Here is a 26,026-nt window from a genome sequence, read left to right as displayed (position 1 = left end):
AATAGTTTGTTAGCGGATTACTTTTTGATAAATACGCAGGTAATCGTCGACCATGCGATCCGCGCCGAAGCGTTCCCTGGCCCGCACGCGACATCCGCCCCGATCGATCGCACCCAGCTCACGCACCGCGGCGACCGCTTCCTCCACGCCGCGGACCAGCCGTCCCGTGACACCCTCGTCAACCACTTCGGGCATCGACCCCAGGGGGTACGCGATCACCGGCGTCCCGCAGGCCATCGACTCCACCACCGACAGCCCGAACGGCTCGGCGAACGCGATCGGATGCAACAGCGCGGCGCTGCCACCGAGAACGCGCCCGCGCTCGGCCGGTCCCACCGACCCCAGGTAGACCACCTGCTCGCCGTCGATGTGCGGCTCGACCAGTTCCCTGAAGTAAGCCTCGTCGTGCACGATCCCGCAGACGGTCAGCTTGCGACCGGCGCGTTTGGCGATCTCGATCGCGGTGTGCGTGCCCTTGTCCGGGTGAATCCGGCCGAACGCGACCAGCGCCTCCCCGCCGTCCGGGTCGTAGGGCAGCGCCTCCAGGTCGATGCCGTGGTAGACGGTGCCCACGTAGTCCAGGTCCGGCGACCGGTCGCTGTCCGAGATGGAGACGTACGAGCTGTCGGCCTTGCGGTACGCGGGCAGGATGCGGCTGCCCGAGAAGCCGTGGATGGTGGTCAGCAACGGCGCCGCGCAGTGCTGCGAGAAGGCCAGCGGCAGCCAGTCGAGGTGGTTGTGGACCAGGTCGAACGAGCCGGAGCGGCGCAGGGCGTGCGCCACGTGCATGGACTCCCAGACCCGGCCGTCCAGATCCTCGGTCTCGGCGTACCCGTGGGGGCTGACACCGTCGAGCGTGGCCTTGGTGAGCGAGTCCAGCGTGGCGAAGAGCGTCACGTCCACGCCGCGGGCCACCAGGCCCTCGGCGATCAGACTGGTGATCAGCTCCCAGGGGCCGTAGTGCAGTGGCGGAGTACGCCACGCGATCGGGCCCAGCAGGGCAATCTTCATGCCGCCTCCCTAAGTGGTCTAAATCACTCAGCCAGTATGTGACGGCCCGATCTTGTTACGAGGGGATTTCCCCGACTTCCCGTGTTAAGGAAGAGGCATGACGGATGCCTGGTGGAAAAGCGCGGTGGTTTACCAGATCTATCCGCGGAGTTTCGCGGATTCCGACGGTGACGGCATGGGAGACCTGCGCGGGATCATCCAGCACCTGGATCACCTGGCCGGGCTCGGCGTCGACGTGCTCTGGCTGTCCCCGATCTACCCCTCGCCGCAGGACGACAACGGCTACGACATCAGCGACTACCAGGGCATCGAGCCGATGTTCGGCACCCTCGACGACTTCGACGAGCTGCTGGCCGGCACGCATGCCCGCGGCATGAAGCTGATCATGGACCTGGTCGTGAACCACAGCTCGGACGAGCACCCCTGGTTCAGCGACCCGGCCAAGCGGGACTGGTACTGGTGGCGGCCGGCCCGCGACGGCATGGAACCCGGCACCCCCGGCGCGGAACCCAACAACTGGGGCTCGGTCTTCGGCGGCTCCGCCTGGGAGTACGACCCGAAGTCCGGCGAGTACTTCCTGCACATCTTCTCGCGCAAACAACCGGACCTGAACTGGGAGAACCCGGCGCTCCGCGAGGCCATCCACGAGATGATGCGCTGGTGGCTGGACCGGGGCGTGGACGGCTTCCGGATGGACGTGATCGACCACATCTCCAAGGACCCGGCCCTGCCCGACAGTGAGCTCTCGCTCGGCTCGTCCTACGCCAACGGCGCCCCGCACTACCTGAACGGCCCGCGCAACCACGAGTTCCTGCACGAGATGCACGAGAAGGTCTTCGCCGGGCGGGACGCGCTGCTGACCGTCGGGGAGACGCCCGGCGCCACGGTCGAGGAGGCGCGGCTCTACACCGACCCGGCCCGGCGCGAGGTCGACATGGTGTTCCAGTTCGACCACGTGTGGATCGACCGGGGCGCCGACCCGTGGAAGCTCGTACCCCTGAAACTCACCACGCTGAAGGCGATCTTCGGGCGCTGGCAGGCCGGGCTCGCCGACATCGGCTGGAACAGTCTCTACTGGAACAACCACGACCAGCCGCGGGTGGTGTCCCGCTTCGGCGACGACGGCGACTTCCGGGTCGAGTCGGCCAAGATGCTGGGCACGGTGCTGCACCTGCACCGCGGGACGCCGTACGTCTACCAGGGCGAAGAGCTCGGCATGACGAACGCGCCGTGGGACGTGATCGACGACTTCCGGGACATCGAGGCGCTCGGTCAGTACGCGCAGGCCGTCGAGAAGGAGGGCCGGTCGCCCGAGGAGGTGCTGACCGTGCTGCGCGCGCGGGGACGGGACAACGCGCGTACGCCGATGCAGTGGGATTCCTCGCCGCAGGCGGGCTTCACCACGGGCACGCCCTGGCTGCGGGTCAACCCGAACCACACCGAGATCAACGCGGCGGACGCGGTGGCCGACCCGGACTCGGTCTACCACCACTACCGCAAGCTGATCGAGCTCCGGCACACCGAACCGGCCGTGGTGGACGGCGACTTCACCATGTTGCTGCCGCACGACGAGCAGCTGTACGCCTTCACCCGCAGGCTGGGCGACACCGAGCTGCTCGTGGTCGGGAACTTCAGCGGAACACCCGCGGCCTTCCCGGACCTCGCCGGCTGGGACGGCGCCGAGCTGGTGCTGAACAACACCGCCCAGGCGCCGTCCGATCAGATCGTCGGCCCGTGGCAGGCCGTCGTCTATCGCCGGACCGTCAGCCGGTGATCGTGTCCCACGAGTAGCCGAGCAGCGCGAACGCGGCGCCCAGCAGGGCCAGAGAGATGCCGCGGGTGCCGATCGGCAGGGCCGCGAGCACCAGAAGAATGACGGCGATCAGGTAGAACACGCCTTGGATGGCCATGGAAGCTCCTCGATCGGTGGGGTTGCGGCGCGCCAATACCCCACCGGCGAGGAGTGCCAAACCCCTTCCGGGGGTAGCTCTACGACATGACTCACAAGTGGCTCGCCCTGGCCGGTTTCGGGGTGGCTGTTCCGCCCGGTCTCCCGGGTGGCGGCCGGGCTGCTGCTCCCTCTACTGGGCGTGGGTCACCTTCGCCACCGCGCTCAACGCCTGGATCTGGGCGAACAACCAGGACCATGAGCCCGGCCAGCACGTAGCCGACACCCTGCGCGGCGATCACCGGCACGATCCCGAACGTCTCGGGAAGAAAGCCCGCGACGCCGGTGCCGGCCAGCATCGCCACGCCCTCCAGCGCGACCAGGGCCCCGAACACGCGGCCACGGAACTCGTCCGCGGTCGCCTGCTGGAACACCGTCATGATCCCGGTGACGCTGATCGCGCCCGGCAGCCCGATCAGGATCATCAGCACCGGCGCCGGCCACCACTCGCGGAGCACCAGCGGATAGAGGAACAGCACCAGGTCCAGCAGCCCGAAGCCGATCGCGCCCCAGGCCAGCATCAGCCGCGGCCTCAGGCGGTGCCCGATCAGCGTGGTCACCAGGCCACCGGCCAGCCCGCCGACCGCCTGGGCGGACAGGATCGTTCCGTACGCCCGCGCGTCCGCACCCAGCACGTCGCGGGCGAACGGCGCGATCAGCGTTCCCATGATCGCCTCACCGACGCCGGTGATCAGGCAGTAGGCCAGCAGCAGCCGCAGTGTCCGGTGGCCCGCGATCAGGCGCGCACCGGCCACCCACTCCCGCAGGAAGAACGAACGCTCTTTCCGGCTGTGCACGGGCACGCCCGGGATCAGCGTCAGCAGACCCGCCGCCACCAGGAACGTCACCACGTCCACCACGGCCAGCAACCCGATCCCGCCCGCGGCCGCCACCACGCCGCCGAGCGCCGCCCCGATCAGCCGGGACACGTCGCGGACCTGCGCGTTCAGCGAGTTCGCCGTGACCAGCCGGTCGGCCGGAACCAGGCTGGGCAGCAGCGCCTGCTCGGCCGCCTGGAAGAACGGCGCCAGGCAGCTCGACGCCGCCAGCACCGCCAGCACGATCCACACCCGACCGGCGCCGGTCACCGCGAGCAGCGGCAGCAGCACGGCCGCGTGCAGCAGGTTCGTCACGACCATCAGGCGGCGTCGTCGCCAGCGGTCGGCGTAGACGCCCGCGACCGAACCCAGCGCGATCTGCGGGATCAGCGAGGCCAGGAAGGCGCCCGCGGAGGCGAGGGTGGAGCCGGTCAGGACATAGATCTGGTACGCCAGCCCGGTGCGCAGGATCCAGTCGCCGGTCGACGAGATCAGCGAGGCGGCCAGCAGCGCCCGCAGCGGCCCGTTGCGCAGCAGCACACCCACGCCCGGCCCGGCGGTCCCTGCCCTCTTCCGGGGCATCGCTCAGCCGCCCGACTCGGTGGCCCGCAGCCGGGTGGCGACCAGCGTGATGTCCACCGGCACCGCGCCCGCCGGCCGTTTGTCGCTCGCGCCGAGCGGACGCCGCCGCACCAGCGGGGTGATCAGTTCGTCCCACGCCCGGTTGAACGCGGCCAGCTCGTCGCGGGTGAGGTAGACCAGGTTCTGCGAGATGCCGGTCTGGTCGGCCCAGCCGTCCTCGTCGTCGGGCCGGCGTTGCTGCCAGTCGGCGAACTGGGCGGCCATCCGCTCCAGCGTGTGCCGCTCGAGCGCCTCGACCGACTCCCACGCCTCCGGTGACGTCCCGGGCTCGTAGCGCTGCGAGGTCGCGGTCACCCGCCAGGGCCGTTCGCGCTGGTCACCGGCCTCGGCGGGCTCGACGTAGCCGTACTTGGCGAGCTGCCGCAGGTGGTGCGAGGCGAGCGCCTGACTGACCCCGAGCTGCCGCGCCGCCTCGGCCGCGGTGATCGAGCCCTCCCGCCCGACCAGCGCGTGCAGCCGCAGCCGCAACGGATGCGCGAGCGCCCGAAGCGCCAGCGGATCCGAGATCACTCGGCGCCCGGATTCCAAAGACATGCTTGGAGTCTGATCCGGAGTCTCCGCAATGTCAAGCAAGTGTTTGGAATAGCGGGCGGTTGCCTGGAGTACCCGTTCGGAGCGTCCGCATTCCTATCGAAGCGTGCCTGTTAAACGTTCCGCCGACACGTATATGCCGAGGTCAACCGGGTAGTCGACGGCCGAGGACACATTGCGAATCCCCCTTGGAGGACACCATGAGTGACGTCCCACCCGGCGCCGGGGCACGCGGCGCATCCGCCGGCCTCGAGGCGCCGACCGGACCGGCTCTCACCCCGGAGTCCTACCGCGACACCGACACCGACCCGTCCGCCGGAGAGCGCGCCCAGCAGGTGGCCCACCAGGGCAAGCAGGCGGCCGGCGACGTGAAGGACACCGCGAAGGAGCAGGGTCAGCGGGTCGTCGACGAGGCGCGTACGCAGGCCCGCAGCCTGGCCTCCGACGTCCGCGACCGGGTCGGCGAGCAGGCCCGCGGCCAGCACGACAAGCTCGTCGGCAGCATCCGGCAGACCGCCGACCAGCTCGACGAGATGCGCGGCGACCGGGCCGGCTCGCCCGCCGGCGCCGTCGTGTCCCGGGTGGCCGAGGGCGGCCGGCAGTTCGCCGACTACCTGGACCGGAACGGCCCCGACGGGGTGCTGCGCGAGGTGCAGGCCTTCGCCCGGCGCCGGCCCGGTGCCTTCCTGGCCACCGCGCTGGCGGCCGGGTTCGTGGTCGGCCGGCTCGGCAAGAGCGTGGCCAAGGCCGACGGCGACGCCGGTGAGACCCGGAAGCCCGAGAGCGACGCCTTCGTCTCCCACGACCCCGGCCCCGCCGTCACAGCACCCGTCACACCGCCCGTCACGGCACCCGTCACCGCGCCGGTCACGCCGGCTCCGACCGCCTACGGCGAGGGCGTGCCGACCGAGTACGCCTCCACCGGCACCGGAACCCCCGATGTCGTCGGCTACCCGCCGGCCACCGAGCGGCCGGGCGGCCCGCTATGAGCCAGGCGTACCCCGGCAACGGCCGTCCCGACCCGGGCGACACCTCCGTCGGTGAGCTGATCGGCAACATCAGCGACGACCTCTCGCAGCTGTTCCGCCAAGAGGTGGAACTGGCCAAGGTCGAGATCAAACAGGAGGCCGCCAAGGCCGGCAAGGCCGGCGGGATGCTCGGCGGGGCCGCTTTCGCCGGCTACCTCGCCGTCGTCCTGCTCAGCTTCGCGCTGGTCTTCGGACTGGCCAACGTCATGGACGCCGGATGGGCGGCGCTGATCGTCGCGGCCGTCTGGGCCGCCGTCGGCGCCCTGCTCTACACGAACGGCCGCAAGAAGCTCAAGACCGTGGACCCGGTTCCGCACCGCACGGTCGACACGCTGAAGGAGGATGCGCAATGGCTGAAGAACCCGACCGGCTGAGGCAGGAGATCGAGGGCACGCGCGCCTCGCTCACCCGCGACGTCGACCTGCTGGCCGAGAAGACCAGCCCGCGCCAGATGGCGCGGCGCCGGTGGACCTCGGTACGGGAGAAGGTGATGGGCGCCACGGACGACACCCGCGGTGGCGCCCACTCCGCGGCGACCTCGGTCAAGGACACCGCCGGTTCGGTCGCGGGTTCCGTGAAGGACACCGCGGGCTCGGTCAGCGACACCGTCGGCGAGAAGGCGCACCAGGCCGGCGACGCCGTCCGCAACGCGCCGCACGCCGTCGCCCAGCAGGCCCAGGGCAACCCGATCGCCGCCGGCATCATCGCCTTCGGCGTCGGCCTGCTGGCCGCCACGCTGATCCCGGTCTCCGAGGCGGAGCAGCGCGCCGGACAGCAGCTCAAGGACAACTCCGGCGAACTCACCGACCGGGTCAAGGACGTCGCCGGGGACCTCGGCGCCGACCTCAAGAGCACCGCGCAGGACGCGGCGGCCCAGGTCAAGGAGACCGCCCAGGACGCCGCGCAGACCACCAAGGACCAGGCCGCGTCATCGGCGCAGCAGACCCGCCAGGCGGCTCAGAGCTAGAGCCGCCCCTATCGAGAGGACGCGTGACATGGGTTTCGCGGACAAGGCGAAGGACTTCGCCGACAAGCACGACGAGCAGGTCGACCAGGGCGTCGAGAAGGCCGGCGACCAGGTCGACCAGCGCACCGGCAACAAGCACTCGGACCAGATCGACAAGGGTGTCGACGCCGCGCAGCAGCGCACCGGCGCCGGCGACACCCAGCAGCAGTAAAGGCTCTACCCGCCGCGGGCCACCAGCTCGGTGATGATCTCGTCGAAGTGCGCGAACATCAGCGACAGGTGGCCCTCGGCCGGGTCGAGGTGCGCCACGGCGCCCGGCACGTTCTCCGCCAGCCACCGCCCGTGGGCGAACGGGACCATCCGATCCTCGGCGCCCTGCCAGATCGAGACCGGCGTCGTGACGGCGCCGAGCGAGAACCCCCAGTCGCGGACGAACGCGAGATCGTCGTCCAGCCACCCCGCGATGCCGGTGGACACCGCGCCGCGCAGGCCCTCGGCCATGTAGTCCGCCCGCTCGCGGGTCAGCGCCGCCTTGTCCACGTCGGTCACCAGCTCGCCGAACGCCTCGGCGACCTGCTCGCCCCGCACCCCCGCCAGACCCGGCGCCTGGGCGTCCAGAAACGCCGTCAGCGGCTCGGTCCCCGCCACGGCCGCGCCGAACTCCTCGATGTTCTCCGGCCCCATACCGGCCGACCAGTCGAGCCCGCCCGCGTCGTAGGGCGCGACCCCCGCCACCGTCGCCGCGGCCAGGCATCGCCCCGGCAGCAGCGCCGCGCAGGCCAGCGCATGCGGCCCGCCCCCGGACCACCCCACCGCGTAGAACCGCTCGGCCCCGAGCTCGTCCAGGATCGCCGCGACGTCCTCGACGGCCGAGGCGACGGCCCGCCCCGGCTGCGGCGTCGACCCGGCGTACCCCGGCCGCCCGTAGACGACCAGCCGGAGGCCGTGCCGTGCGACCTCCCGCGCCATCGGTTCATGGATCAGGGCGGCGGACGGCGTGCCCGAGTGCAGCACCAGAGGCGTCCCGCCCGCCGGCCCGTCCACGAAGTACTCCAGCGACCGCCCGTCGGCGAGCTCGATGATTGCCATGCCGCCGACCCTAAGGGCTCACGGCCCGCGGCACGGCAACGGCCGCGGATCCCGGGCCGGCCCTTCCAGACGGACGCCGAAGGGACGGCCGCCGGCCGGTGCCTCGACCCCCGGCGAGTCCCCACCAGCGCCCCTTTGCTCTGCTTACCTATACGCATCACCCCCCGTCGGTGGCGCGGAGCGCCTGGTGGGTGACCACTTACGCAGAATGAAGGGTGCGGCCGGCCGTTCTGGACGCGCAGCGGCCAGGCCGGGTGCGCCCGGCCCCGACGGGAGTTGCGGTCAGCACCACCCACTCAGGTGCGACATCAAGGTTTTGATCTTGATCGTGCGGGGTGGTGCGTATAGGTAAGCAGAGCAAAGGGGCAGGTGAGGGCATGATCGTGGTGTCGGGAGCGACCGGGCGGCTGGGTGGGCGGATCGCCCGGCTGCTGGCGGACGAGGGCGTCGAGCAGCGGCTGCTGGTGCGGGATGCGAGCCGGGCGCCGAGGCTGGGCAACGCCGAGGTGGCCGTCGCGGAGTACGCGGATCGGGACGCCGTGCGGCGGGCGCTGGACGGCGCGGACACCGTGCTGATGGTGTCGGGGGCGGAGAGCGCCGACCGGATGGACCATCACCGGGCGTTCGTGGACGCCGCCGCCGACGCGGGGGCCGGGCACGTGGTCTACACGTCGTTCTACAACGCCGGGCCGGAGGCGACCTTCACGCTGGCCCGCGATCACTGGGCCACCGAGGAGTACCTGCGCGCCAAGGGGCTGGTCTTCACCAGCCTGCGGGACAACCTGTACGCCGACTTCCTGCCGATGATGGTCGGCGACGACGGGGTGATCCGCGGGCCGGGCGGCGACGGCAAGGCTTCGGTGGTGGCGCAGGACGACATCGCGGACGCGGCCGTCGCCGTGCTGCTGGAGCCGGGGTCGCACGCGGGGCGGGTCTACGACCTGACCGGACCGCAGGATCTGTCGTTCGCCGAGATGGCCGCGATCGTCAGCCGGGTCACCCGGCGGGCGGTCCGGTTCCACGACGAGACCCTGGATGAGGCGTACGCGTCGCGCGCCTCCTACGGCGCTCCGGGCTGGCAGGTGGACGCGTGGGTGAGCACCTACACCGCGGTGGCGGCGGGCGAGCTCGCGGGCGTCTCGGGGGCGGTCGAGGAGCTGACCGGGCGCCCGGCGACGTCGCTCGAAGCGCTTCTGAAATCGAAGTGATCAACTATCCGACAGTCACCTTGCGCTGATGTTCGACAGCGGTATCGAGAAGAATCTTCGCCTCCGGGGTTACGCGGAGTAATGATCAGTGGGAGACTGAGCGTCACCAGAAATCGGGTAGCGCGTAGGTAGTTCGCCCGTGTCCACTGGAGAACACATGGCCCATAGTTGCAGCCGGAAAGGAGTGACCATGTGCGAGCACCTGCCGACCTGCCCCCAGGCGGCCGATTCCGCCCACGACGCCGCCCGGGTCGTGGCTGCTCACCCTGAGCAGGGATGGAGCCTTCTCTGTAACGGTGTGGTGACCTTCGATGACACTGGCGAGCTGATGCCGGACGGTAGTGCCGTCGCGCCGCACCCGCCCAAGATCCGGACCCGGAGCGCGGTTCCCGCCTGAATCCGCGTGATTCCGGCCATCCCGGCAGGGGTGAACACCCACTAACGTGCTCTCCTATGAGCACTGCCACGACCGCGCGTGGTTCCCTCGGCAACCTGCCCGCCGAGGTGACCAGCTTCGTGGGCCGTCGGCATGAGGTCACCGGGATCCGCCGGTTGTTGTCGACCAGCCGGCTGGTCACCCTGACCGGCAGCGGCGGCGTCGGCAAGACCCGCCTCGCGCTGCGCGTCGGCGCCGAGATGCGCCGCGCCTTCCCTGACGGCATCTGGTTCGTCGAGCTGGCCGAGCTGCGCGACCCCGCCCTGGTGGCGGTGACGGTCGCCGAGGCCCTGGGCATCCGCGAGGAGTCGATCAGCGCGGACGCTCCCGGTCTGGCCGAGTTCCTCGCCGACCAGCAGGCTCTGATCATCCTGGACAACTGCGAGCAGCTGGTCGCCGCCTGCGCCGATCTCGCCGCGCTGCTCATGCGCAGCTGCCCCGAGGTGCGCATCCTGGCGACCAGCCGGCAGGCGCTGCGGGTCGCCGGCGAGGCCACCCTGGCCGTGCAGCCGCTGTCGGTGCCCGACCCGGAGGTCCCGGCGACCCCGGCCGAGCTGGCCCGCAACGAGTCGGCCAGCCTGCTCGCCGAGCGCGCCGCCGCGGTGCTGCCGGACTTCACGGTCACCGAGGACAACGCGGCCACGATCGCCCGGCTGTGCCAGGCGCTGGAGGGCCTGCCGCTGGCGATCGAGCTCGCCGTGGCCCGGCTGCGGGCGCTCTCCCTCGATCAGATCCTGGAACGCCTCACGGACCGTTACCGGCTGCTGACGAGTGGAACACGGAACGCACCCGCGCGGCAGCAGACGCTGCGTGCCCTCATCGACTGGAGCTGGGATCTGTGCTCCGACGCGGAGCGCACGCTCTGGTCCCGGGTCTCGGTCTTCTCCGGCGGGCTGGAGCTGGACGCCGCCGAGCACGTCTGCGCCGACGACGCCCTGCCGGCCGAGCAGATCCTCGACCTGATCGCCTCGCTGGTCGACAAGTCGGTGCTCAACAGGATCGGCGACGGGCCGCGGGCGCGCTACCGGATGCTCGAGGTGGTCCGCGAGTACGGCGCCATGCACCTGGCCGAGGCCGGTGAGCAGGAGCGGGTGGCCGCGCGTCACCTGGACTGGTTCGCACGGCTGGCGACCTACGGCGACCGCAACTGGGTGAGCCCCCACCAGGCGGCGGTCATGCAACGGCTCAAGGACGAGAAGTCCAACCTGCGGGTGGCGCTCGAGTTCGCCGTCTCCCACCAGCTCAGCAACGTCGCCTGCCGGCTGGCCGCCGACCTGGAGAACCACTGGTTCGTCCGCGGCTTCCTCTCCGAGGGGCGACATTGGCTCGAGCGGGCTCTGGCATTGCCGCCCCAGAAGCACTGGACGCGGGTCAAGGCGCTGCGGGTGGCCGCGTTCATCGCCACCACCCAGAACGACTTCCCCCGGGCCGAGCGCCTGCTCGCCGAGACGCGCGTTCTGGTGCACGAGCTGCCGCCGTCGATCGAGCTGGCGTTCGTGCCGCTGATGGAGGGCCAGATCGCCATGTTCAGCGGCGACAACGAGCGCGCGCTGGAGCTGTTCAACCAGGCGCTGGTCACGTTCCGCGAGTTCGGCGCGCTCAGCGGCGAGATGTGGACGCTGTGCTGCCTGGGCCTCGCCAAGGGACTCTCCGGAAACCCCTCCGACGGGTACGCCGACCTGACCGCCTGCCGCGACCTGGGCTCGGCGAGCGGCGAGGTGTGGTGGCGCTCGTTCGCGCTGTGGGCGTTGAGCGTGCTGCGCTGGCGGGACGGCGACAACCCCGGCGCCGCGGCGGCCGCCAAGGAGGGCCTGGATGTCCGCCGCCTGGTCGAGGACGAGCAGTTCGGGGTCGGGCTGTCCCTGGAGTCGCTCGCCTGGGTGGCCGCCGACGAGCATCGTGACCAGCGGTCGGCCCGGCTGCTCGGCGCGTCCCAGCGGGTGTGGCACGCGATGCACACGTCCTTGGCCGCGTTCCGCAGCCTCGGCGACTTCCACGACCAGACCATGGCCGCGGTCCGCGCCCGGATGGGAGACCGCACTTTCAACGCCCAGTTCCAGCGCGGCCTGACCCTGAACGCGGCCGACGCCGTCGCCTACGCCCTGGAGCGCACCGCGCCTGCCCAGCGCGCGGTCTCCGCCCCCGACGACTCCGGCCTCACCAAGCGCGAGCGTGAGGTGGCCGCGCTGATCGCCGAGGGTCTGAGCAACAAGGAGATCGCCGCCCGCCTGGTGGTCGCCCAGCGCACCGCCGAGGGCCACGTCGAGAACATCCTGAGCAAGCTCGGCTTTTCCTCACGCGCCCAGGTGGCCGGCTGGCTCGCCGCGCAATCACCTCCGGAATCCTGACGTTCCCTGTCAGCCTTTCCCGGCAAGATCTCTTCGTGAGAGAAGGAGATCTGACATGCCTGGTTTCGCCACGCTGGCGATGTTCAACCTCGACGCCGACAAGCCCGCCGAGCTGGCCGAGTTCTACAGCAAGGTGCTGGGCTGGGAGATCCTGCACAGCGCCGACGAGTACGCGATGATCGGTGACGGCTCGGCCAGTGTCGGCTGGGGCAAGGTGCCCGGCTACTCGGCGCCCGGCTGGCCCGATGAGGCGCAGCCCAAGCGCTTCCACTTCGACCTGTACGTCGAGGACCTGGACAAGGCCGAGGCCGAGGCGCTCGCCCTGGGCGCCACCAAGCCGGACACCCAGCCGCAGCCGGACCGCTGGCGGGTGCTGCTCGACCCGGGCGGGCACCCCTTCGACATCTGCCTGAAGAGCTAGACCTGAAGAGCTGGATCTGCCTGAAGAACTGGTCAGAGCCGGTCCCGCCGGCCGAGCAGGAACGCCCGCTCGGCGTCGTTGCCGGTCAGGGCGATCGCCGCGTCGTACTCGGCCCGGGCCTCGGCGGCGCGGCCCAGCCGCGCCAGCAGGTCGGCGCGCGTCGCGGGCAGCAGGTGGTAGCCGGGCAGTTCGACGCCCTCGAGCGTGGCCAGCGCCATGGCCGGCCCGTGCACCTCGGCGACGGCGACCGCCCGGTTCAGTGCGACCACCGGGTTCGGGCTGAGGGCCAGCAGCTGGTCGTAGAGCGCCAGCACCTGCGACCAGTCGGTGGCCGGCCCGTCGGTGTGCACCGCGTTGATGGCGGCCTGGATCTGGTACGGGCCCGGCCGGTTGCGCCGCAGGCAGCGGCGGACCAGGTCGTGGCCCTCGCCGATCAGCTGCCGGTTCCACAGCGAGCGGTCCTGCTCGCCGAGGGTGATCAGTTCCCCGCCGGGGCCGACCCGGGCCGGGCGGCGGGCCTCGGCGAGCAGCAGCAGCGCGAGCAGGCCGAGGACCTCCGGCTCGTCGGGCATCAGGCCGGCGAGTTCCCGGGCCAGGCGGACGGCCTCCAGGCACAGGTCGGTGCGCACCAGGTCGCCGGCCGTCGAGGTGTAGCCCTCGTTGAAGATCAGGTAGAGCACGGTGAGCACCGGCCCCAGGCGGGCGGGCAGCTCGTCGGCGCCCGGCACGCGGTAGGGGATGCCGGCGTCCCGGATCTTCTTCTTGGCGCGCACGATGCGCTGGGCGACGGTGGCCTCGGGGACGAGGTAGGCCCGCGCGATCTCCGGCACTTCGAGCCCGCCCAGCAGCCGCAGCGTGAGCGCCGTCTGGGCGAGGGCCGCGAGCGCCGGGTGGCAGCAGGTGAAGATCAGTCGCAGCTGGTCGTCGCGCACCGGTCCCACCTCCCTGAGTTCATCGGTCCCGTGCTCGTCGGTCTGGTGCAGCAGCAGAGCCTGGGCGTGCCGGGCCTCGCGGGTGGACTCCCGGCGCAGGCGGTCGATCGCGCGGTTGCGGGCGGTGGTCACGATCCACGCGCCCGGGTTCGGCGGCGGCTCGTCCCACTTGTCCAGGGCGACCGCGAACGCGTCCTGCACGGCCTCCTCGGCGAGGCTGATGTCGCCGAGGAGGCGGACCAGGGTGGCCACGCAGCGGCCGTACTCCGCCCGGTAGACGCTCTCCAGATCCATGGCGCGGATCAGGCCTCGGCGGCGTCGGTCTCGTCGTCGAACGGCCGGACCTCGATCGGCCCGCCGCAGGCCCGCGAGCACTTCTCGGCCCAGGCGAGCGCCTCGTCGAGGTCGGCGGCGCGGATCACCCAGAACCCGCCGATGGTCTCCTTGGCCTCGGCGTACGGCCCGTCGGTCATCGTGGTGTTCCCGCCCTGGGCCCGGACCACGGTGGCGCTGTCCGGGCCGAGCAGCCCGCCGCCGAACACCCACGCCCCGGACTTCTGGAGCTCCTCGTTGACCCGTTCCACGTCCCCGTAGACGGTCTGGATCTCGTCGTCCGGCAGCGTCGGCGCGCTGTAGTCGAACTGCACGGCCAGCAGGTAGTGCTTCATGATCTTCTCCTTCGGAGTGGCGGAGTGGCGAAGTGGCGGATTGGCGGAGTGGCGGGCGGTCAGGCGGCGAGCCGGCGGGCGACGGCCGGGATGACGATCGCGGCGGCGACCAGGTGCGTCACCATCAGCAGCACCTTGGTACCAGAGGCGGCGTCGGCGAGAACGTCCGGCACGAGCGACAGCGCGGTCAGCACGACGGTGGTCCGCACGAAGGCGGTCCGCGGCCGCTTGGCGAACCGCGCCAGCACCGCGGCGAGCACCAGCCCGACGACCGAGAAGACCGCGGTCAGCGTCGCGAACCCGGCCACCGGGATCGGCGCCCCCGCCACGTCGAGGCTGATACCGGCGGCGTTCCCGGCGGCCGCGACGGAGGCGGTGGCGGCGCTGGCGACGACGGTGGCGACGACCCCGGCGGCGAGCATCCGGCGGATCGAGGTGGCCGGGGCGGTGCGGACGGTGCCGAGGGCGGAGGTCGTGGTGGTCATCGGTTACTCCCGGTGAGGCGGTGACCGGCCCTGCGCCGGTCTCTCATCAGGGCTACGAACGCGCCCCGCCCCGATCGACAGATTCGCCGAACTTTTCCCATATTTATTTTCGCTGACCCCAAAACCCCAGGTCAAAAGCTTGATGTCGTGCCTGGGTGGGTGGTGCTGACCGTCGCTCACGCCGAGGCCGGGCCCACTCGGCCTGGCCGCTGGCGCGTCCAGAACGGCCGAGCGCACCCTTCGTTCCGCGTGCGTGGTCACCCTCCGGGCGCTCCGCGCCCCAACCCCTCCCCCCGGCGCCCCTTTGCTCTGCTTACCTATAGGAAGCACCGCGGTGACCAGGGCATCCGTGATTCGTCCACCGCGCGCAACCGATCGGCGAGCCGCGCGCTTCCTCCCGGAAAACGGCGCGCTTCCTATAGGTAAGCAGAGCAAAGCGGTGGCGGGGAGTGGCTTGGGGGCGCTGGGCGGCGGGCGGGAAGGGTCGTCAGGTGGTGCAGGGGGTGTCGTCGATCTGGCAGTCGGTCGGGGCCGCGTTGAGGAGCGTCGCGCCGTTGACGTTGAAACTGACAGTGACGGAGCCTCGCGGTGCTACGCGTGACGCCGTGTCGTCGGGGGTGAAGGTCCACGCAGCGCCGTCGCGGGTGGCGGTCGCGCCGGAGACGCCGGACACCGACAGGGTCGAGCGGGGCAGGGTGACGACCAGGCGCCAGCCCGCGTGGGCGCGCGCGGCCGGGTTCGTGATGGTGACGTCGAGGTGGTAGCCGAGCAGGCCGGCCGTGACGGACGACGTGGTGTAGCGGGCGGTCAGCGGCACGACGGCCGACTCCGGTGCGGACGGTCCGCGGCCGGCGCCGGGCGGGGCCGCGGGCGGCAGCGACGACGCGGAGGTGGACGGCAGCGGCGGCAGCGTCAGGGCGGGGGCCGGGCGGGTCGTGGGAACGGCCGGGGACTCAGCCGCGTCCGTGCCGGCGGGCGGGGTCGGCGGACCGGGCAGGCCCGCCGCCGTCTCGGGCCGGACGGTCGAGCCGCCGGGCGTCCGGACGAGGACGGTGACCACCATCGCGGCCCCGCCCAGCGCGGCGAGCACGCCGGCCACCATCAGGACGCGCCACAGCCGGCCACGGGTGGCGCCGGCCGTCCGGACCCGCGGCTGGGGCGTCGGTCCGGCCTGGAGTTTGGTGGCCACGCTCAGCAACGAGTCGAGGACGACCACGGAGAACGTACGTCGCGACATGGGTTGTCTCCGGTCCCTCAGAGCGAGCGCAGCCCGGTGAGCAGTTGCTCAAGGACGTGCGGCATGGAGTCGGCGGGGCGGCGCACCTCGATCAGCCCGCCGTCGTGCAGGCCGCGCAGAAGCGTACGCACCGCGCCCAGCGGCAGATCCACCTCGGCCGCGATCTCGGACACCGACAGCGGCACGACGACCAGGCGCAGGATCACCGACTCGACGGGCGACAGCTCCGCGGACGCCGGGTGGGCGCCCCGGGAGATCAGCGCGTTGAGCTCGAAGTCGTCCGGGGCGCCGGTGGGGGCCCCGTTTCCGGTGCGCGCGTAGAGGCGCACCAGCGGGCCGCTGTCCTCGTCGTACCAGGTCTCGTCCCAGGTCATAGCCGTCCCACCCCTCCGGCGATCGCGGGGATCTCCCCGGTCGCGTCGTCCGGTACGGCCGCCGCGACCTCGGCGTCGACGAGCAGGGCCGCGGGGATGATCACCGAGGCCTCCAGGCCGCCGCCGGGTGCGTTGCGCAGCCGCACCTCGATGCCGAGGCGCTCGGCGAAGCGGCCGGTGGCGTACAGGCCCCACCACGTGCCGCCGGGGCGGGGCGACGGGTCGCTCAGCACGGCGTACGCGGTGGCCAGGTCGTCCTCGGTCATGCCGGGACCGACGTCGGCGACGGTGACCTCGTACCCGGCCGGGGCGGGCTCGCCGGTGACGCGTACCCGGGTCTGTGCGGGTGCGAAGGTCGTCGCGTTCTCGATGAGCTCGGCGAGCAGGTGCATGGTGCCGGTCACGGCGGCGCCGGTCAGGTGCACGGGCGCGATCCGCGAGGTGGACACCCGCTCGAACTCGGGGACCTCGGAGGCCGCGGCCCGGACCACGTCGGCCAGCGGGACCGGGCGGCTCCAGCGGCGGCCGGGCAGGTCGCCGGCGAGCATGATGGCCTTCTCGAGGTTGCGGCGGATCCGGTTGGCGAAGTGGTCGGCGCGGAAGAGCTCGCCGAGGGTCTCGTCGTCGGACTCGTGCCGGGCCAGGCCGTCGAGCAGGCGCAGCAGCCGGTGCACCAGGCTCTGGTTGCGGCGTTCCAGGTCGCGCAGCAGGGCGTCGAGTCCCGGCCCGGCCTCCGGTGCGGCGACCCCGGCGGCGGCTGCCTCCGGCACGGTGGCGGGCGCCGGGGCGCGGCGGGTGAAGCGCCGGACGTACATCAGCACGGCGACCACCGCGATCAGGCCGGCGCCACCGACCAGGCAGGCCCACGCGATCGCGGCGACGGCGTACGGCGTCGAATCGTCCCGCGCCTCGCGTGCCGCCTCCGTCCGCGTGTCCCAGAGTGCGGTGTTGGCCGTGTTGAACGCCGGCGACCAGCCGTCCGGCACCGGGCCGGGCCTGAGGATGAGAGCGTCCTCCATCGAGCGCAGCCGGTCCGCGGCCGGCGGAGTGACGGCCGCGGTGGCCTGCAGCGTGCGGCGCGCGCCGGCGAGCTCGGCGAGGCGCAGCCGGTCGGCGTCGGTCAGGCGCGCCGCGCCCGCCGCCGCGGCGAGCAGGGCGTCCTCCTCGGACAGCAGCTCGCGGGTTCGGGTGAGCGCGCTGTCGCCGAGCGGAGAGCCGATGATCCCGGTGTACGAGTCCAGCGCGGTGCGGCGTTCCATCCGCCCGTCGTCGACCGCCGCGCGCAGGGCCGGCAGCCCGGTCATCCGGCGCACCAGGGCGTCGGCGGCACGGGTCTCCTCGGTGGCCCTGACCCGGCTCGCCCATCCGTCGGCGGCGCGGCGCAGCATCTCACCGGCCTGGTCGGTGCGGGATCGCTGGGCCGCGAACCCGGCCGGGACCGCACTCCGCCCCGGCCGGGCTGCGACCGACAGGCGGCGTTCCGCCTCCAGGGCCAGGACGGCCCTGCCGATCAGGGGTGTCATCCGGTCCGCCGCGGCCCGCTCGGACACGATCCGGACGGCGGTGGCGACGGCGGGCACGGTGGCCGCGGCCCACAGCACCGCGAGCAGGGCGACGCCGAGGCGGGCCTTCACGGCCGGATCCCGGACGAGGACGAGGACGAGGACCCCGGCGCCGGTTCCGTCGCGCCGCCGATCATCGAGCGCAGCCGGGCCAGCAGTTCCTGACGGTCGGCGCAGCCCAGCCGCTGACGGATTCGTGCCATGTGATGCTCCACGGTCTTGGCGGAGAGGTAGAGACGCTCGGCCACCTGTTTGTACGTCAGTCCCTCGAGGACCAGCGCGGCGACCTCGTGCTCGCGCTCGCTGAGCAGGTGCTGCCCGCCGGCGGTGGCCCGGGACCGGGTGGCGGCGCCCCCGGTAGCCGGGGCGCTGCGGACCTCGGCGGGCGCCTGCAGGGTGCGCGCGCAGTCGAGCAGCACGGTCATCGCCTTGCGGTCCGGCGTCCGGATCGCGGCCTGCCCGGCGAGCCGGGTCGCGTCCCAGGTCAGCCCGAGCGCCCCGAGCCGGCGGGCGGCGTCGGTCACGGTGTCCGGGTCGATCCGGCCGGACAGCACGTCCAGCCAGGCGCCGGCCGCGGCGGCGGTGGCGCCGGCATACGGGCTGAAGTCGCGGTGCCGGGCGAGCGCCGCCGCGTGCTGCTCCAGCGACGCGTGGTCGTCGGCCAGGATCGCCGCGTGCAACCGGCTCCAGTGCAGCGGCGCGCTCCACAGCGGCGGGTCGCCGAGCTCGGCGAGGAGGCGGTCGGCCTGTGCCAGGTGGTCCGCCACCCGGTGCTGCTCGCCGAGCCGGGCCGCCGCCACGGTCAGTTCCGCCAGGGGCAGCAGGCCGAACAGGTCGACCGGCTGGCCGATCAGGGCCTGGCAGGCGTCGGGCCAGGTGGCGCGCAGGCCGACCAGGTCGCTGTTGCGGCGGGCGAGCCCGGAACGGAGGGCCGCGCCGAGCAGGACGTCGCGGCCGTACTGCAGGGCGCCGCTGTCGGCCGCGGGCGCGAGCTGCTCGGCCGCCAGCGACCGGCCGCGCAGCATCAGGATCCACGCCTGCAGCAGGCTGTGCCGGGGCGCGAGCAGCGCCCCGCCGGTGCCGGACCGCACCGCCCGGGACAGCAGGGCGTCGGCGGTGTCCAGTTCGGCGCCCTGGACGGCGATGATCGCGCCGAGCGCGGCGGGGCTGTCCGCCAGCAGGACGCCCGGTCCGGCCGGCTCGATCAGCGCCGCCGCCCGCACCAGCGCGGACAGGGCGGCGGTCGGCGACGCGGTCACCGAGTCGCGTACGCCGCGCGCCATCAGGGAAGCGGTGGCGCTCAGCGAGGTCGGCGGCTCCGACGTGCCGACGTCCGCCAGCCTCCGCTGCGCGTCCTCGAGGCGGCCGGTCGCGATCAGCCCGACCGCGCCGAAGCCGGGCGCGGCGCCGTGCCGGGACCAGTCGTACAGGGCCTCGGCCTGGTCGGGCTGACCGCGGTGGGTGAGGACGACCGCGGCGACGTAGGCCGCCTCGGACCGCTGGTCCGGGGTACCCGCGACGAGGGCCTGGTCGGCCAGCCGGGAGGCCAGGTCGAGGTCGCCGGAGAGCGCGGTGGCCAGCGCGCGTTTCGCCGCGGTGGTCCGGCCGGCGCCGGCGGCCGCGGCGAACAGCTGCGCGGCCAGGGCCGGGTCGTCGCCGAGCGCCTCCTCGCCGGCCGCCTCGTAGACCGGTCCCAGGTCGTTCCCGGCGGCGCCCGGCACCAGACCGGCCGGCTCGTCGCCCATCAGCGGCCGCACCAGGGGCAGCACCGGCCCGCCCCGGGCCAGCTGCGACGCGGCCAGGCGCTGGCGTACGTCGATGCGCTGGGCGATCGGCCCGAGCGCGGCGATGGCCTGCCGTGCCAGCGGGACCAGGGTGCCGCCGGCGGACAGCAGCCCGGTGGCGCGGCCGGCCTCGACCAGGTCGGCGACCCGTTCGGCGTCCTGGCCGAGCAGCGCGGCGATCAGGTCGTAGGACAGCCCGGCGCCGGCCTCCACGGCGAGCAGGAGGGTTCGCAGCTCCGGCGCGAGCTCGTCGATGTCGGTGGCGAAGGGCGCCAGCGCGGCGGCCGGGACGCGCAACGACAACGGCGGCTCTGCCGCGGGGGGAGCGTTGGTGGGGGCCGGTTTGAGGGCGGCGGCCACCCGTTCCACGAACCGCGGGATCCCCTGGGTCTGCGCCGCCACGAAGGCGACCAGCTCCTTCGGCGGCAGGGACCGCAGGCTCGCGGCCAGGCGCGCCCGGACCTGGTCCTCGGTGAGCGGGGTCAGGATCACCGGCGGGTGCGTGCGGCGCAGTATGTCGAGCAGGCGCAGCACGGCGACCGACCGCGGCCAGGGGCGGTGCGCGACGACCAGGCGGACGTCCGGGAGCTCGGCGTACCGGCACAGCTCGTCCAGCCTGTCCCGGTCGAGCAGGTGCGCGTCGTCGACGAGCAGCAGGTCGGGTTCGTCGGCGGGCCGCCAGGGCGCCGCCACGGTCAGCCCGGCGTCGCGGGCGGCCCGGTCCAGCTCGCGCAGCAGCGCCGTCTTTCCGTACCCGCCGGGGGCGCCGACGCTGGCGCGCAGCGGGGCTCGCGGGTCGGCCTCGATCTGGCCGATCAGGTCGAGTCCCGGCGGGCTGAGCAGGCGCGGGTCGGTCAGCACGGGCGCGCTCACTGGGACTCCGCCCGGACCGGGCCGACGCGCACGGGCGGGCGCGGCGGACGTTCGGGGACGACGCGTCTGCCGTCGGCGATCTCCGGCCAGGACGGGGTGGCGCCGACGATCGCGGACGAGCCACCGAGCGCGGTGCCGCCGAGCGCGGACGAGCCACCGGCGGTGCCGCCGGGCGCGGTGCCGCCGGGCGCGGACGAGCCACCGGGGCCGGTGCCGGCGATCGCGGACGGGCCGCCGTGCACGCTCCCGGGCGACGGCGCGGAGGACGGCGGGACCGGCACGGCACGGGGCTGCGGGCGCGCGGCGAGCGCGGCGCCGCCGGCAACCGTCATCTCCGGGTCGTGGTCCACCAGCACCGGGACCGAGAAGGCCGAACTGAGCAGATCGGTCACGATCGGATGTACGGACCCGGAGCCCCCGGCGATCAGTACCGCCGCTATTTCCCCGGAAACACCCGCGCAAGCGCTCACGGTGTGCACCGCGAGGTCCACCGTGGACCGCAGCACGTCCCGGGCGTGGCCGGGGTCGGTGCCGTCCAGCTCGTACCCGCTGATCTCGTCGAGCTCGGCGCTGCCGAGCAGCTCGACCCGGCCGGGCCCGTGCGGGACGACCACCGAGATCTCGACGCTCGCCGCGCCGAGCCGGTAGACGACCAGCATCCCGCCGGACGCCGACACCCGGCCGGACGCCTGAAAGCTCTCCACCACCGCGCGGGCCCGGGTCACCAGCGCGGTGCCGGCCAGGTCGGCCTCGGCCAGCGCGGCGTGCACCAGCCGCAGCCGGCCCGGGCCCCAGCCGGTGGGGCAGGCCAGCGCGACCCGCTCCGGCGTCTCCCCGAGCAGCTGCCAGACCTGGTCGACGACCCAGCGGGTCATCGCGGCGACCAGCCCGTGCGCCGGGTAGTGGGTGCCGCCGAACTGCATCGGCAGGCTGTCGCCGACCCGCGCCAGGTAGCCACCCACCGCGATCGCCGCGTCACGCTCGGCCTCGGCGGGGAAGGCGGCGCCGTCCGGCGTCGTCGCGAGGGCCGACGGCACCGTACGCGTGCGAACACCGAGAGACACCGGCTCCCACAGCGGACCGCGCGCATCGCGGCCGCCGCCGAGCCTGGTCACGGCAGCTTTCGTGCTCCCGGAACCGATGTCGATCCCCAACAGGTAGGGCACGTGGTGTCTCCTCGGCAACGCCAGAAATTGGGACAACCCTTCGTACCAGAGAACCCGGTCGATACCGTCCCCATGATTCCGGCCCCCCGATCCCCTAATCCCCTAATCGGCGAGGGGTGGACGATTACCGATGCCCGGGCCTTGCCGCGGACCGTACGGTTTGCCGGACGCCGACGAGCGGCGTCAGCACAGCGTTACCCCAAAAGCGGAGGAAGACTCGATGGATTCGTCGCCGACGTTGCAGGATTTCGTCCTCAACCTCATCTATGACTCGGCCGCCCGGTCGGCTTTCGAGCTGGACCCGGAGACGACCCTGCAGCACGCGGGCCTCGGTGACGTGACCGCGGCCGACGTGCAGCAGGTCATCCCGCTGGTGGTCGACTACGCGCCGGTCGCCGGCATCACCGACGTCGCGGGTCTGGACGACCTCTCCACCGGCGTGGCCAACCTGGACGTCGCCGGCGCGGTCGCCCAGCTCCAGACGATCACCGCCACCGCGGCCCTCACCCCGGTCCAGGGTGCGGCGGGCGCCGACGTGAACGTCAGCCTGGCCGGCGTGCACACCACCGCCCTGGTGGGCGAGGACCTGCTCACCGGCGGTTCGGTGCTCTCCGGCGCCAGCCTGGGCGTCGGCGGCGTCACCACGATCGGCGGCGTGGCCGACCTGTCGGTGGACAACGACCCGGCTCTCGACCTCGACGCCGGCGTGGCCGTTCAGGGCACCGTCGACACGGTGGTCCCGGGCGCCGGTCAGCTGGTGCCGGACACCGACCTGCGTCCGATCGAGACGCTGGACCACGTTGCGAACGTTCCGTCATCGGTTGATCTGTCGAACGTGACGGGCCTTGACGTCGCGGGCGTTCACGGGGCAACCTCTTCGGTCGTATCGGTGGTCAACCCGGACCTTGGTGACGATGTGGTGCACGGCGTGCACGGCACCGTCACCGGGACGCTCGACACCGTGCACGGCGTCACCGGCGGCGTGCTGCCGAGCATCGGCCACCCGGCCGACGACGACCTCGGGCACGACCTGCTGGGTGGCATCACCGACCTGCACCACTGACCCGGAGAGGGCGGAACGAGCGAGGATGACGAGCTGGGAGGCCGGACCCACGGCGTATGCGGGTCCGACCTCCCTCGTCCCGCTGAGCCGGGCGGTGCCCGACCCGCTGCGGGCGGCCGCGCCGCTGTCGTGGCTGGACGTCATGGACGCCACCATCCGCACCTGCTCCGCGCACGGTCGCGCGGAGATCGCGAACTGGCTGTCCCGCCGCCGGACCCGCATGTTGGAACCTCAACTGCGGGTGCTGGTGGCGGGCGCCGCCCGACAGGGCAAGAGCCAGCTTATCAACGCGATGATCAATGCGACCGTGTGCGGCGTGCCGGATCACGGCGGGACGACGGTTCCCGCGGTCATCCGGCACGCCGACATTCCCGAGGCCCAGCTGATCAGGCGGGATTCGCCGAGCGCCGACTGGACCGGCGACGCCGGGCTGCGCGACCGGATCCCGCTCGCGGTGGACGGGCTGGACAGGGCCATCACGCAGGCCGCCGCGACGCTGCCGGCGACCGCGCCGCTGCACGCCGACATCGGCGTCCCGCGCACCCTGCTGGCCCGCGGGCTGGTGCTCATCGACACGCCGCCGCTGACCGGGCTGCCCGGCTCGGAGGCGGACGCGGTCGCCGAGGCGCGCGAGCTGACCACCGGCGCCGGCGCCGACCTGGTGCTCTTCACCTGCGAGACCGGCCGCGACCTGAGCGACGCCGAGCTGGCGGTCCTGGCCGATCTGTCGCGGCTCTTCCCCGCGCTGCTGGTCGTGCTCACCAAGGCCGACTACTCCCCCGACTGGCGGCAGCACCTGGCGCGCAGCCGTGAGCAGCTGACCCACGCCGGGGTGCCGGCCACCGTCGCCGCGGTCTCCTCCTCGCTGCGGCTGCACGCCGTCAAGGCCGGTGACGCGGGCCTGAACACCGAGTCGGGCTTCCCCGATCTGATCCTGCACCTGCAGCGGATGCTCGCCGCCAAGCCGGACCAGCTGGCGCCGGCGATGGCGGCCGTGCTCAGCCGGACCGTGCTGGAACGCCTCGCCAAGCCGCTGCGCGCGGAACTGACCGCCGAGCAGGCCGGCGACGCGACGGAGGCGGTCGCCCGGCTGCACGCCACCCAGCGCCGGCTGGACGACCTGAGGCGCTGCGCCCAGCGCTGGCAGAACCGGCTCTCCGACGAGGTCGGCGACCTGATGTCGGACATCGAGCACGACCTGCGCGAGCGGACCCGCGCGGTGCTCACCGAGGCGGACGAGTTCTTCACCACGGCCGACCCGGCGAAGGAGTGGGACGAGTTCGAGCCGTGGCTGCGGGACGCCGTCGAGGAGCTGACCCGGGCCAGTGTGACCTGGCTGGCCGAGCGCGCGCAGTGGATGGCGCGCAAGGTGGCCGACGAGTTCCCGGCCGACGCGGGCGATGTCCTGCCCGCGCAGATGCTCGCCGTCCCGGACGACTTCGGCGGGAACGCGGGCGGCCTGGACGCGCCGCCGGTGGCCTCGTTCAGCCCCGGCCAGAAACTCTTCATCGGGCTGAAGGGCTCGTACGGCGGGGTCATCATGTTCGGCCTGGCCACCAGCCTCGCCGGGATGTCGCTGATCAACCCGATCTCGATCGGCGGCGGCGCGCTGTTCGGCAGCAAGAGCATCCGGGACGAGGGCAAGGCGCTGCTCAAGCGCCGCCAGGCGGAGGCCAGGACCATCGTCCAGCGCCACGTCGACGAGATCTTCGTACGCCTCACCAAGGACGCCCGGGACACCGTGCGCCGCATCCAGCGCTCCTTGCGGGACCACTTCACCGCCGTGACCGAGGACCTGCAGGAAGCCGTGATGGAGTCCTTGCGCAGCGCCAAGGCGGCGGCCGACCGCGAGGTCGCCGTCCGCGAGCAGCGCGCCCGCGGCATCCAGCAGGAGCTGGCTCAGCTGTCCGCGCTGAACCAGCAGGCCCAGGCGCTGCGGGGTGGTCCGAGCCCGGCCGCGCTGGCCGGCAGCGCCGCGTCGTGATCGACGACGAGGATCTGGAACAGCGCGTCCAGCGGTTGCTGAGCCAGGCGACGCACGCCTACCGCGGCAACCGCGCGGCGGCGGGCGTGCTGGAGGAGGCCGCGACCCGGCTGGCCGAGCCGCTGCGGGTGGTGGTCGCCGGCACTCCGAACAGCGGCAAGTCGACCCTGGTCAACGCGCTGATCGGCGAGGACGTGGCGCCGGCCGCGCCGACCGACGGGCCGTCGGCGTTCACCTCCTACCAGGACGGGCCGGCGCCGCGGGCCTGGTGGTTCGCCGAGGATCAGCGCCCGCACGAGGTCGCCATGGTCCGCACCACGCCGGGGCTGCGGCTGAGCACCGGCGCCGCCCAGCGGACGGCCTCGGGCGCCACCCGCCGGGCCGTGATCGAGTGGCCCAGCCGGACGCTGCGGCGGACCCGGTTGATCGACACGGGACGGCTGGAGGCGCGGGACGTCTTCCGCGAGGCGGACGCCGTCCTCTACCTGACCACCCACCTGGACGACGCCGACCTGAGCTTCCTCTGGGCCGGGCGTGGCCTGCGCGGCCCGTCGGTCTTCCCGGTCCACACGATCGTCGTGCTGTCCCGGGCCGACGCCACGTCCGGCGGCCGTGCCGACGCGATGCTGACGGCCCGGCAGCTCGCCCGGCGGCGGCGGCGTGAACCTCGCGTCGGCACGCTCTGCCAGGACGTGATCGCGGTGTCCCCGCTGGTCGGCCACGCCGCCCGGACGCTGCGCGAGGAGGAGTTCCGGGTGCTGGCCGAGCTGGCCGCGTGGCCGCGCGCGAGCCTGGAGCCGCATCTGCTGTCGGTGGACCGGTTCACGGCGCCGGGCGCGCTGCCGGGGGTGACCGCCGAGCAGCGCGACCAGCTCGTCCGGCGGCTGGGCCTGGGCGGCCTCCGGCTGGCGGTCACGCTCACCCGGACCGGCTGTGCCACCCGGGCGGCGCTGGCCGAGAAGCTGCAGGAGTACAGCGGGCTCAAGGATCTGCAGTCGGCGGTCGCGGAGCTCTTCACCACCCGCCGGGCGGCGTTGAAGGCGAGGTCGGCGCTGACCGTGCTGGATCAGCTGCTGCGTACCGAGCCGGCGCCCGGGCTGGGCGAGCAGCTCGCGGAGATCGAGCTGCTCTCCGCCGACCTGCACCCGTTCCGCGAGCTCCGGCTGCTGTCCGCGCTCCGGTCCGGCCGGGTCGATCTGGCGCCGGAGTCGGCCGCGGACGCCCGGCGTCTGCTGGGTGGCACCGGCACGAGCGTGGGCGAACGGCTGGGCATGCCGGCCGAGGCGTCCACCGACGACATCTACACGGCGGCGTACGCGGCGGCCGAACGCTGGCGCCAGGAGTCCCACCGCCCGGACACGTCCGCCGCCCAGCGCCGCGCCGCCGCGGTCGTCCTGCGCAGCTGCGACATGATCATCGAGTGGCTGGCCGGCACCCAGGTGCTCTGACCG

At 73.0% G+C, this 26,026-nt stretch carries 25 protein-coding genes; 12 read left to right on the top strand and 13 right to left on the bottom strand.

All coding sequences use genetic code 11. The features are described 5' to 3' along the window. Positions 1-9 precede the first annotated feature (9 nt). Positions 10-1,011: a glycosyltransferase family 4 protein gene (locus tag QSK31_RS08075; RefSeq protein WP_285682421.1), complete on the bottom strand. Its 1,002-nt coding sequence runs from the start codon at positions 1,009-1,011 to the stop codon at positions 10-12. 97 nt (positions 1,012-1,108) lie between these two features. Between QSK31_RS08075 and QSK31_RS08070 the strand changes: the two genes are divergently transcribed. Next, complete coding sequence (locus QSK31_RS08070) at positions 1,109-2,785, top strand: glycoside hydrolase family 13 protein (protein WP_285682420.1); 1,677 nt, start codon at positions 1,109-1,111, stop codon at positions 2,783-2,785. Here QSK31_RS08070 and QSK31_RS08065 read toward each other — a convergent pair. The 3 genes from QSK31_RS08065 to QSK31_RS08055 form a co-directional block, all read right to left on the bottom strand. Beyond that, positions 2,775-2,921 (bottom strand): hypothetical protein, encoded by a 147-nt coding sequence (locus QSK31_RS08065; protein ID WP_285682418.1) that lies wholly within the window; start codon positions 2,919-2,921, stop codon positions 2,775-2,777. The two genes, QSK31_RS08070 and QSK31_RS08065, sit on opposite strands and share 11 nt — an antisense overlap. 91 nt (positions 2,922-3,012) lie before the next feature. Then, positions 3,013-4,359, bottom strand: coding sequence for an MFS transporter (locus QSK31_RS08060; RefSeq protein ID WP_285682416.1), 1,347 nt, complete (start codon positions 4,357-4,359; stop codon positions 3,013-3,015). Positions 4,360-4,362: 3 nt separating this feature from the next. Continuing rightward, entirely contained in the window at positions 4,363-4,953 is a 591-nt protein-coding gene (locus tag QSK31_RS08055; RefSeq protein ID WP_285682415.1) for a winged helix-turn-helix domain-containing protein, read from the bottom strand. Between the two features lie 197 nt (positions 4,954-5,150). On the opposite strand from QSK31_RS08055, the gene QSK31_RS08050 reads away from it, so the two are divergent. The 4 genes from QSK31_RS08050 to QSK31_RS08035 are packed head-to-tail and all read left to right on the top strand — an operon-like array spanning position 5,151 to position 7,156. Continuing rightward, positions 5,151-5,939: a F0F1 ATP synthase subunit B family protein gene (locus tag QSK31_RS08050; RefSeq protein ID WP_285682413.1), complete on the top strand. Its 789-nt coding sequence runs from the start codon at positions 5,151-5,153 to the stop codon at positions 5,937-5,939. Further along, complete coding sequence (locus tag QSK31_RS08045; RefSeq protein ID WP_285682411.1) at positions 5,936-6,352, top strand: phage holin family protein; 417 nt, start codon at positions 5,936-5,938, stop codon at positions 6,350-6,352. Before QSK31_RS08050 ends, QSK31_RS08045 begins: the two co-directional genes overlap by 4 nt. Continuing rightward, the gene (locus QSK31_RS08040; RefSeq protein ID WP_285682409.1) at positions 6,328-6,945 is read left to right on the top strand and encodes a DUF3618 domain-containing protein; all 618 of its coding nucleotides are present in this window, start codon (positions 6,328-6,330) and stop codon (positions 6,943-6,945) included. Before QSK31_RS08045 ends, QSK31_RS08040 begins: the two co-directional genes overlap by 25 nt. 28 nt (positions 6,946-6,973) lie before the next feature. Beyond that, the gene (locus QSK31_RS08035) at positions 6,974-7,156 is read left to right on the top strand and encodes an antitoxin (RefSeq protein WP_285682408.1); all 183 of its coding nucleotides are present in this window, start codon (positions 6,974-6,976) and stop codon (positions 7,154-7,156) included. A 5-nt stretch (positions 7,157-7,161) separates the two neighbouring features. Here the strand turns inward: QSK31_RS08035 and QSK31_RS08030 are convergent, their stop codons facing one another. Next, positions 7,162-8,034 (bottom strand): alpha/beta fold hydrolase, encoded by an 873-nt coding sequence (locus QSK31_RS08030; RefSeq protein WP_285682406.1) that lies wholly within the window; start codon positions 8,032-8,034, stop codon positions 7,162-7,164. Positions 8,035-8,411: 377 nt separating this feature from the next. Here QSK31_RS08030 and QSK31_RS08025 point away from each other — a divergent pair, with 377 nt between their 5' ends. The 4 genes from QSK31_RS08025 (at position 8,412) to QSK31_RS08010 (ending at position 12,447) form a co-directional block, all read left to right on the top strand. Further along, positions 8,412-9,242, top strand: coding sequence for an SDR family oxidoreductase (locus tag QSK31_RS08025; protein WP_285682405.1), 831 nt, complete (start codon positions 8,412-8,414; stop codon positions 9,240-9,242). A 190-nt stretch (positions 9,243-9,432) separates the two neighbouring features. Then, positions 9,433-9,639, top strand: coding sequence for a DUF5999 family protein (locus QSK31_RS08020; RefSeq protein ID WP_285682403.1), 207 nt, complete (start codon positions 9,433-9,435; stop codon positions 9,637-9,639). A gap of 56 nt (positions 9,640-9,695) precedes the next feature. Then, on the top strand, positions 9,696-12,026 hold the full coding sequence (locus tag QSK31_RS08015) for an ATP-binding protein (protein WP_285682402.1): 2,331 nt from the start codon (positions 9,696-9,698) through the stop codon (positions 12,024-12,026). 55 nt (positions 12,027-12,081) lie between these two features. Next, positions 12,082-12,447, top strand: a complete 366-nt coding sequence (locus tag QSK31_RS08010; protein WP_285682400.1) for a VOC family protein — start codon at positions 12,082-12,084, stop codon at positions 12,445-12,447. A gap of 32 nt (positions 12,448-12,479) precedes the next feature. Here the strand turns inward: QSK31_RS08010 and QSK31_RS08005 are convergent, their stop codons facing one another. From QSK31_RS08005 to QSK31_RS07970, 8 genes are all read right to left on the bottom strand, one after another. Next, a complete protein-coding gene (locus tag QSK31_RS08005; RefSeq protein ID WP_285682399.1) occupies positions 12,480-13,673 on the bottom strand; it encodes an RNA polymerase sigma factor in 1,194 nt (397 codons plus the stop codon). An 8-nt stretch (positions 13,674-13,681) separates the two neighbouring features. After that, on the bottom strand, positions 13,682-14,047 hold the full coding sequence (locus QSK31_RS08000; protein ID WP_285682398.1) for a YciI family protein: 366 nt from the start codon (positions 14,045-14,047) through the stop codon (positions 13,682-13,684). Positions 14,048-14,106: 59 nt separating this feature from the next. Continuing rightward, positions 14,107-14,532, bottom strand: a complete 426-nt coding sequence (locus QSK31_RS07995; RefSeq protein WP_285682396.1) for a DUF6069 family protein — start codon at positions 14,530-14,532, stop codon at positions 14,107-14,109. Between the two features lie 487 nt (positions 14,533-15,019). Continuing rightward, complete coding sequence (locus QSK31_RS07990) at positions 15,020-15,769, bottom strand: hypothetical protein (protein ID WP_285682395.1); 750 nt, start codon at positions 15,767-15,769, stop codon at positions 15,020-15,022. 17 nt (positions 15,770-15,786) lie between these two features. Further along, positions 15,787-16,143: a DUF742 domain-containing protein gene (locus QSK31_RS07985; protein ID WP_285682394.1), complete on the bottom strand. Its 357-nt coding sequence runs from the start codon at positions 16,141-16,143 to the stop codon at positions 15,787-15,789. Beyond that, positions 16,140-17,777: a sensor histidine kinase gene (locus tag QSK31_RS07980; protein ID WP_285682392.1), complete on the bottom strand. Its 1,638-nt coding sequence runs from the start codon at positions 17,775-17,777 to the stop codon at positions 16,140-16,142. Before QSK31_RS07980 ends, QSK31_RS07985 begins: the two co-directional genes overlap by 4 nt. Then, complete coding sequence (locus QSK31_RS07975; protein WP_285682391.1) at positions 17,774-20,362, bottom strand: helix-turn-helix transcriptional regulator; 2,589 nt, start codon at positions 20,360-20,362, stop codon at positions 17,774-17,776. The genes QSK31_RS07980 and QSK31_RS07975 overlap by 4 nt, the downstream gene beginning before the upstream one ends. Beyond that, the gene (locus tag QSK31_RS07970; RefSeq protein WP_285682389.1) at positions 20,359-21,528 is read right to left on the bottom strand and encodes an acetate and sugar kinases/Hsc70/actin family protein; all 1,170 of its coding nucleotides are present in this window, start codon (positions 21,526-21,528) and stop codon (positions 20,359-20,361) included. The genes QSK31_RS07975 and QSK31_RS07970 overlap by 4 nt, the downstream gene beginning before the upstream one ends. A 220-nt stretch (positions 21,529-21,748) precedes the next feature. Here QSK31_RS07970 and QSK31_RS07965 point away from each other — a divergent pair, with 220 nt between their 5' ends. From QSK31_RS07965 to QSK31_RS07955, 3 genes are read left to right on the top strand one after another with little or no spacing between them, the layout of a single operon-like run. Further along, positions 21,749-22,591: an IniB N-terminal domain-containing protein gene (locus QSK31_RS07965; protein WP_285682388.1), complete on the top strand. Its 843-nt coding sequence runs from the start codon at positions 21,749-21,751 to the stop codon at positions 22,589-22,591. A gap of 25 nt (positions 22,592-22,616) precedes the next feature. Continuing rightward, positions 22,617-24,575 carry a GTPase gene (locus QSK31_RS07960; protein WP_285682387.1) on the top strand — a complete coding sequence of 653 codons (1,959 nt, stop codon included), beginning with the start codon at positions 22,617-22,619 and terminating at the stop codon, positions 24,573-24,575. Continuing rightward, the gene (locus QSK31_RS07955; protein ID WP_285682385.1) at positions 24,572-26,023 is read left to right on the top strand and encodes a GTPase; all 1,452 of its coding nucleotides are present in this window, start codon (positions 24,572-24,574) and stop codon (positions 26,021-26,023) included. Before QSK31_RS07960 ends, QSK31_RS07955 begins: the two co-directional genes overlap by 4 nt. The last annotated feature ends 3 nt before the right edge of the window (positions 26,024-26,026 follow it).

Origin of the sequence: Actinoplanes sp. NBRC 103695 (assembly GCF_030269485.1) — a bacterium.
Lineage (GTDB): Bacteria > Actinomycetota > Actinomycetes > Mycobacteriales > Micromonosporaceae > Actinoplanes.
The sequence above is the reverse complement of the archived record's forward strand: the minus strand, read 5'-3'. Positions and strand labels throughout refer to the sequence as shown.

Coding starts and splice junctions, on each gene's coding strand:
- QSK31_RS08075 (WP_285682421.1), bottom strand. CDS start 1,011: ATGAAGATTGCCCTGCTGGGCCCGATCGCGTGGCGTACTCCGCCACTG.
- QSK31_RS08070 (WP_285682420.1), top strand. CDS start 1,109: ATGACGGATGCCTGGTGGAAAAGCGCGGTGGTTTACCAGATCTATCCG.
- QSK31_RS08065 (WP_285682418.1), bottom strand. CDS start 2,921: ATGGCCATCCAAGGCGTGTTCTACCTGATCGCCGTCATTCTTCTGGTG.
- QSK31_RS08060 (WP_285682416.1), bottom strand. CDS start 4,359: ATGCCCCGGAAGAGGGCAGGGACCGCCGGGCCGGGCGTGGGTGTGCTG.
- QSK31_RS08055 (WP_285682415.1), bottom strand. CDS start 4,953: ATGTCTTTGGAATCCGGGCGCCGAGTGATCTCGGATCCGCTGGCGCTT.
- QSK31_RS08050 (WP_285682413.1), top strand. CDS start 5,151: ATGAGTGACGTCCCACCCGGCGCCGGGGCACGCGGCGCATCCGCCGGC.
- QSK31_RS08045 (WP_285682411.1), top strand. CDS start 5,936: ATGAGCCAGGCGTACCCCGGCAACGGCCGTCCCGACCCGGGCGACACC.
- QSK31_RS08040 (WP_285682409.1), top strand. CDS start 6,328: ATGGCTGAAGAACCCGACCGGCTGAGGCAGGAGATCGAGGGCACGCGC.
- QSK31_RS08035 (WP_285682408.1), top strand. CDS start 6,974: ATGGGTTTCGCGGACAAGGCGAAGGACTTCGCCGACAAGCACGACGAG.
- QSK31_RS08030 (WP_285682406.1), bottom strand. CDS start 8,034: ATGGCAATCATCGAGCTCGCCGACGGGCGGTCGCTGGAGTACTTCGTG.
- QSK31_RS08025 (WP_285682405.1), top strand. CDS start 8,412: ATGATCGTGGTGTCGGGAGCGACCGGGCGGCTGGGTGGGCGGATCGCC.
- QSK31_RS08020 (WP_285682403.1), top strand. CDS start 9,433: ATGTGCGAGCACCTGCCGACCTGCCCCCAGGCGGCCGATTCCGCCCAC.
- QSK31_RS08015 (WP_285682402.1), top strand. CDS start 9,696: ATGAGCACTGCCACGACCGCGCGTGGTTCCCTCGGCAACCTGCCCGCC.
- QSK31_RS08010 (WP_285682400.1), top strand. CDS start 12,082: ATGCCTGGTTTCGCCACGCTGGCGATGTTCAACCTCGACGCCGACAAG.
- QSK31_RS08005 (WP_285682399.1), bottom strand. CDS start 13,673: ATGGATCTGGAGAGCGTCTACCGGGCGGAGTACGGCCGCTGCGTGGCC.
- QSK31_RS08000 (WP_285682398.1), bottom strand. CDS start 14,047: ATGAAGCACTACCTGCTGGCCGTGCAGTTCGACTACAGCGCGCCGACG.
- QSK31_RS07995 (WP_285682396.1), bottom strand. CDS start 14,532: ATGACCACCACGACCTCCGCCCTCGGCACCGTCCGCACCGCCCCGGCC.
- QSK31_RS07990 (WP_285682395.1), bottom strand. CDS start 15,769: ATGTCGCGACGTACGTTCTCCGTGGTCGTCCTCGACTCGTTGCTGAGC.
- QSK31_RS07985 (WP_285682394.1), bottom strand. CDS start 16,143: ATGACCTGGGACGAGACCTGGTACGACGAGGACAGCGGCCCGCTGGTG.
- QSK31_RS07965 (WP_285682388.1), top strand. CDS start 21,749: ATGGATTCGTCGCCGACGTTGCAGGATTTCGTCCTCAACCTCATCTAT.
- QSK31_RS07960 (WP_285682387.1), top strand. CDS start 22,617: ATGACGAGCTGGGAGGCCGGACCCACGGCGTATGCGGGTCCGACCTCC.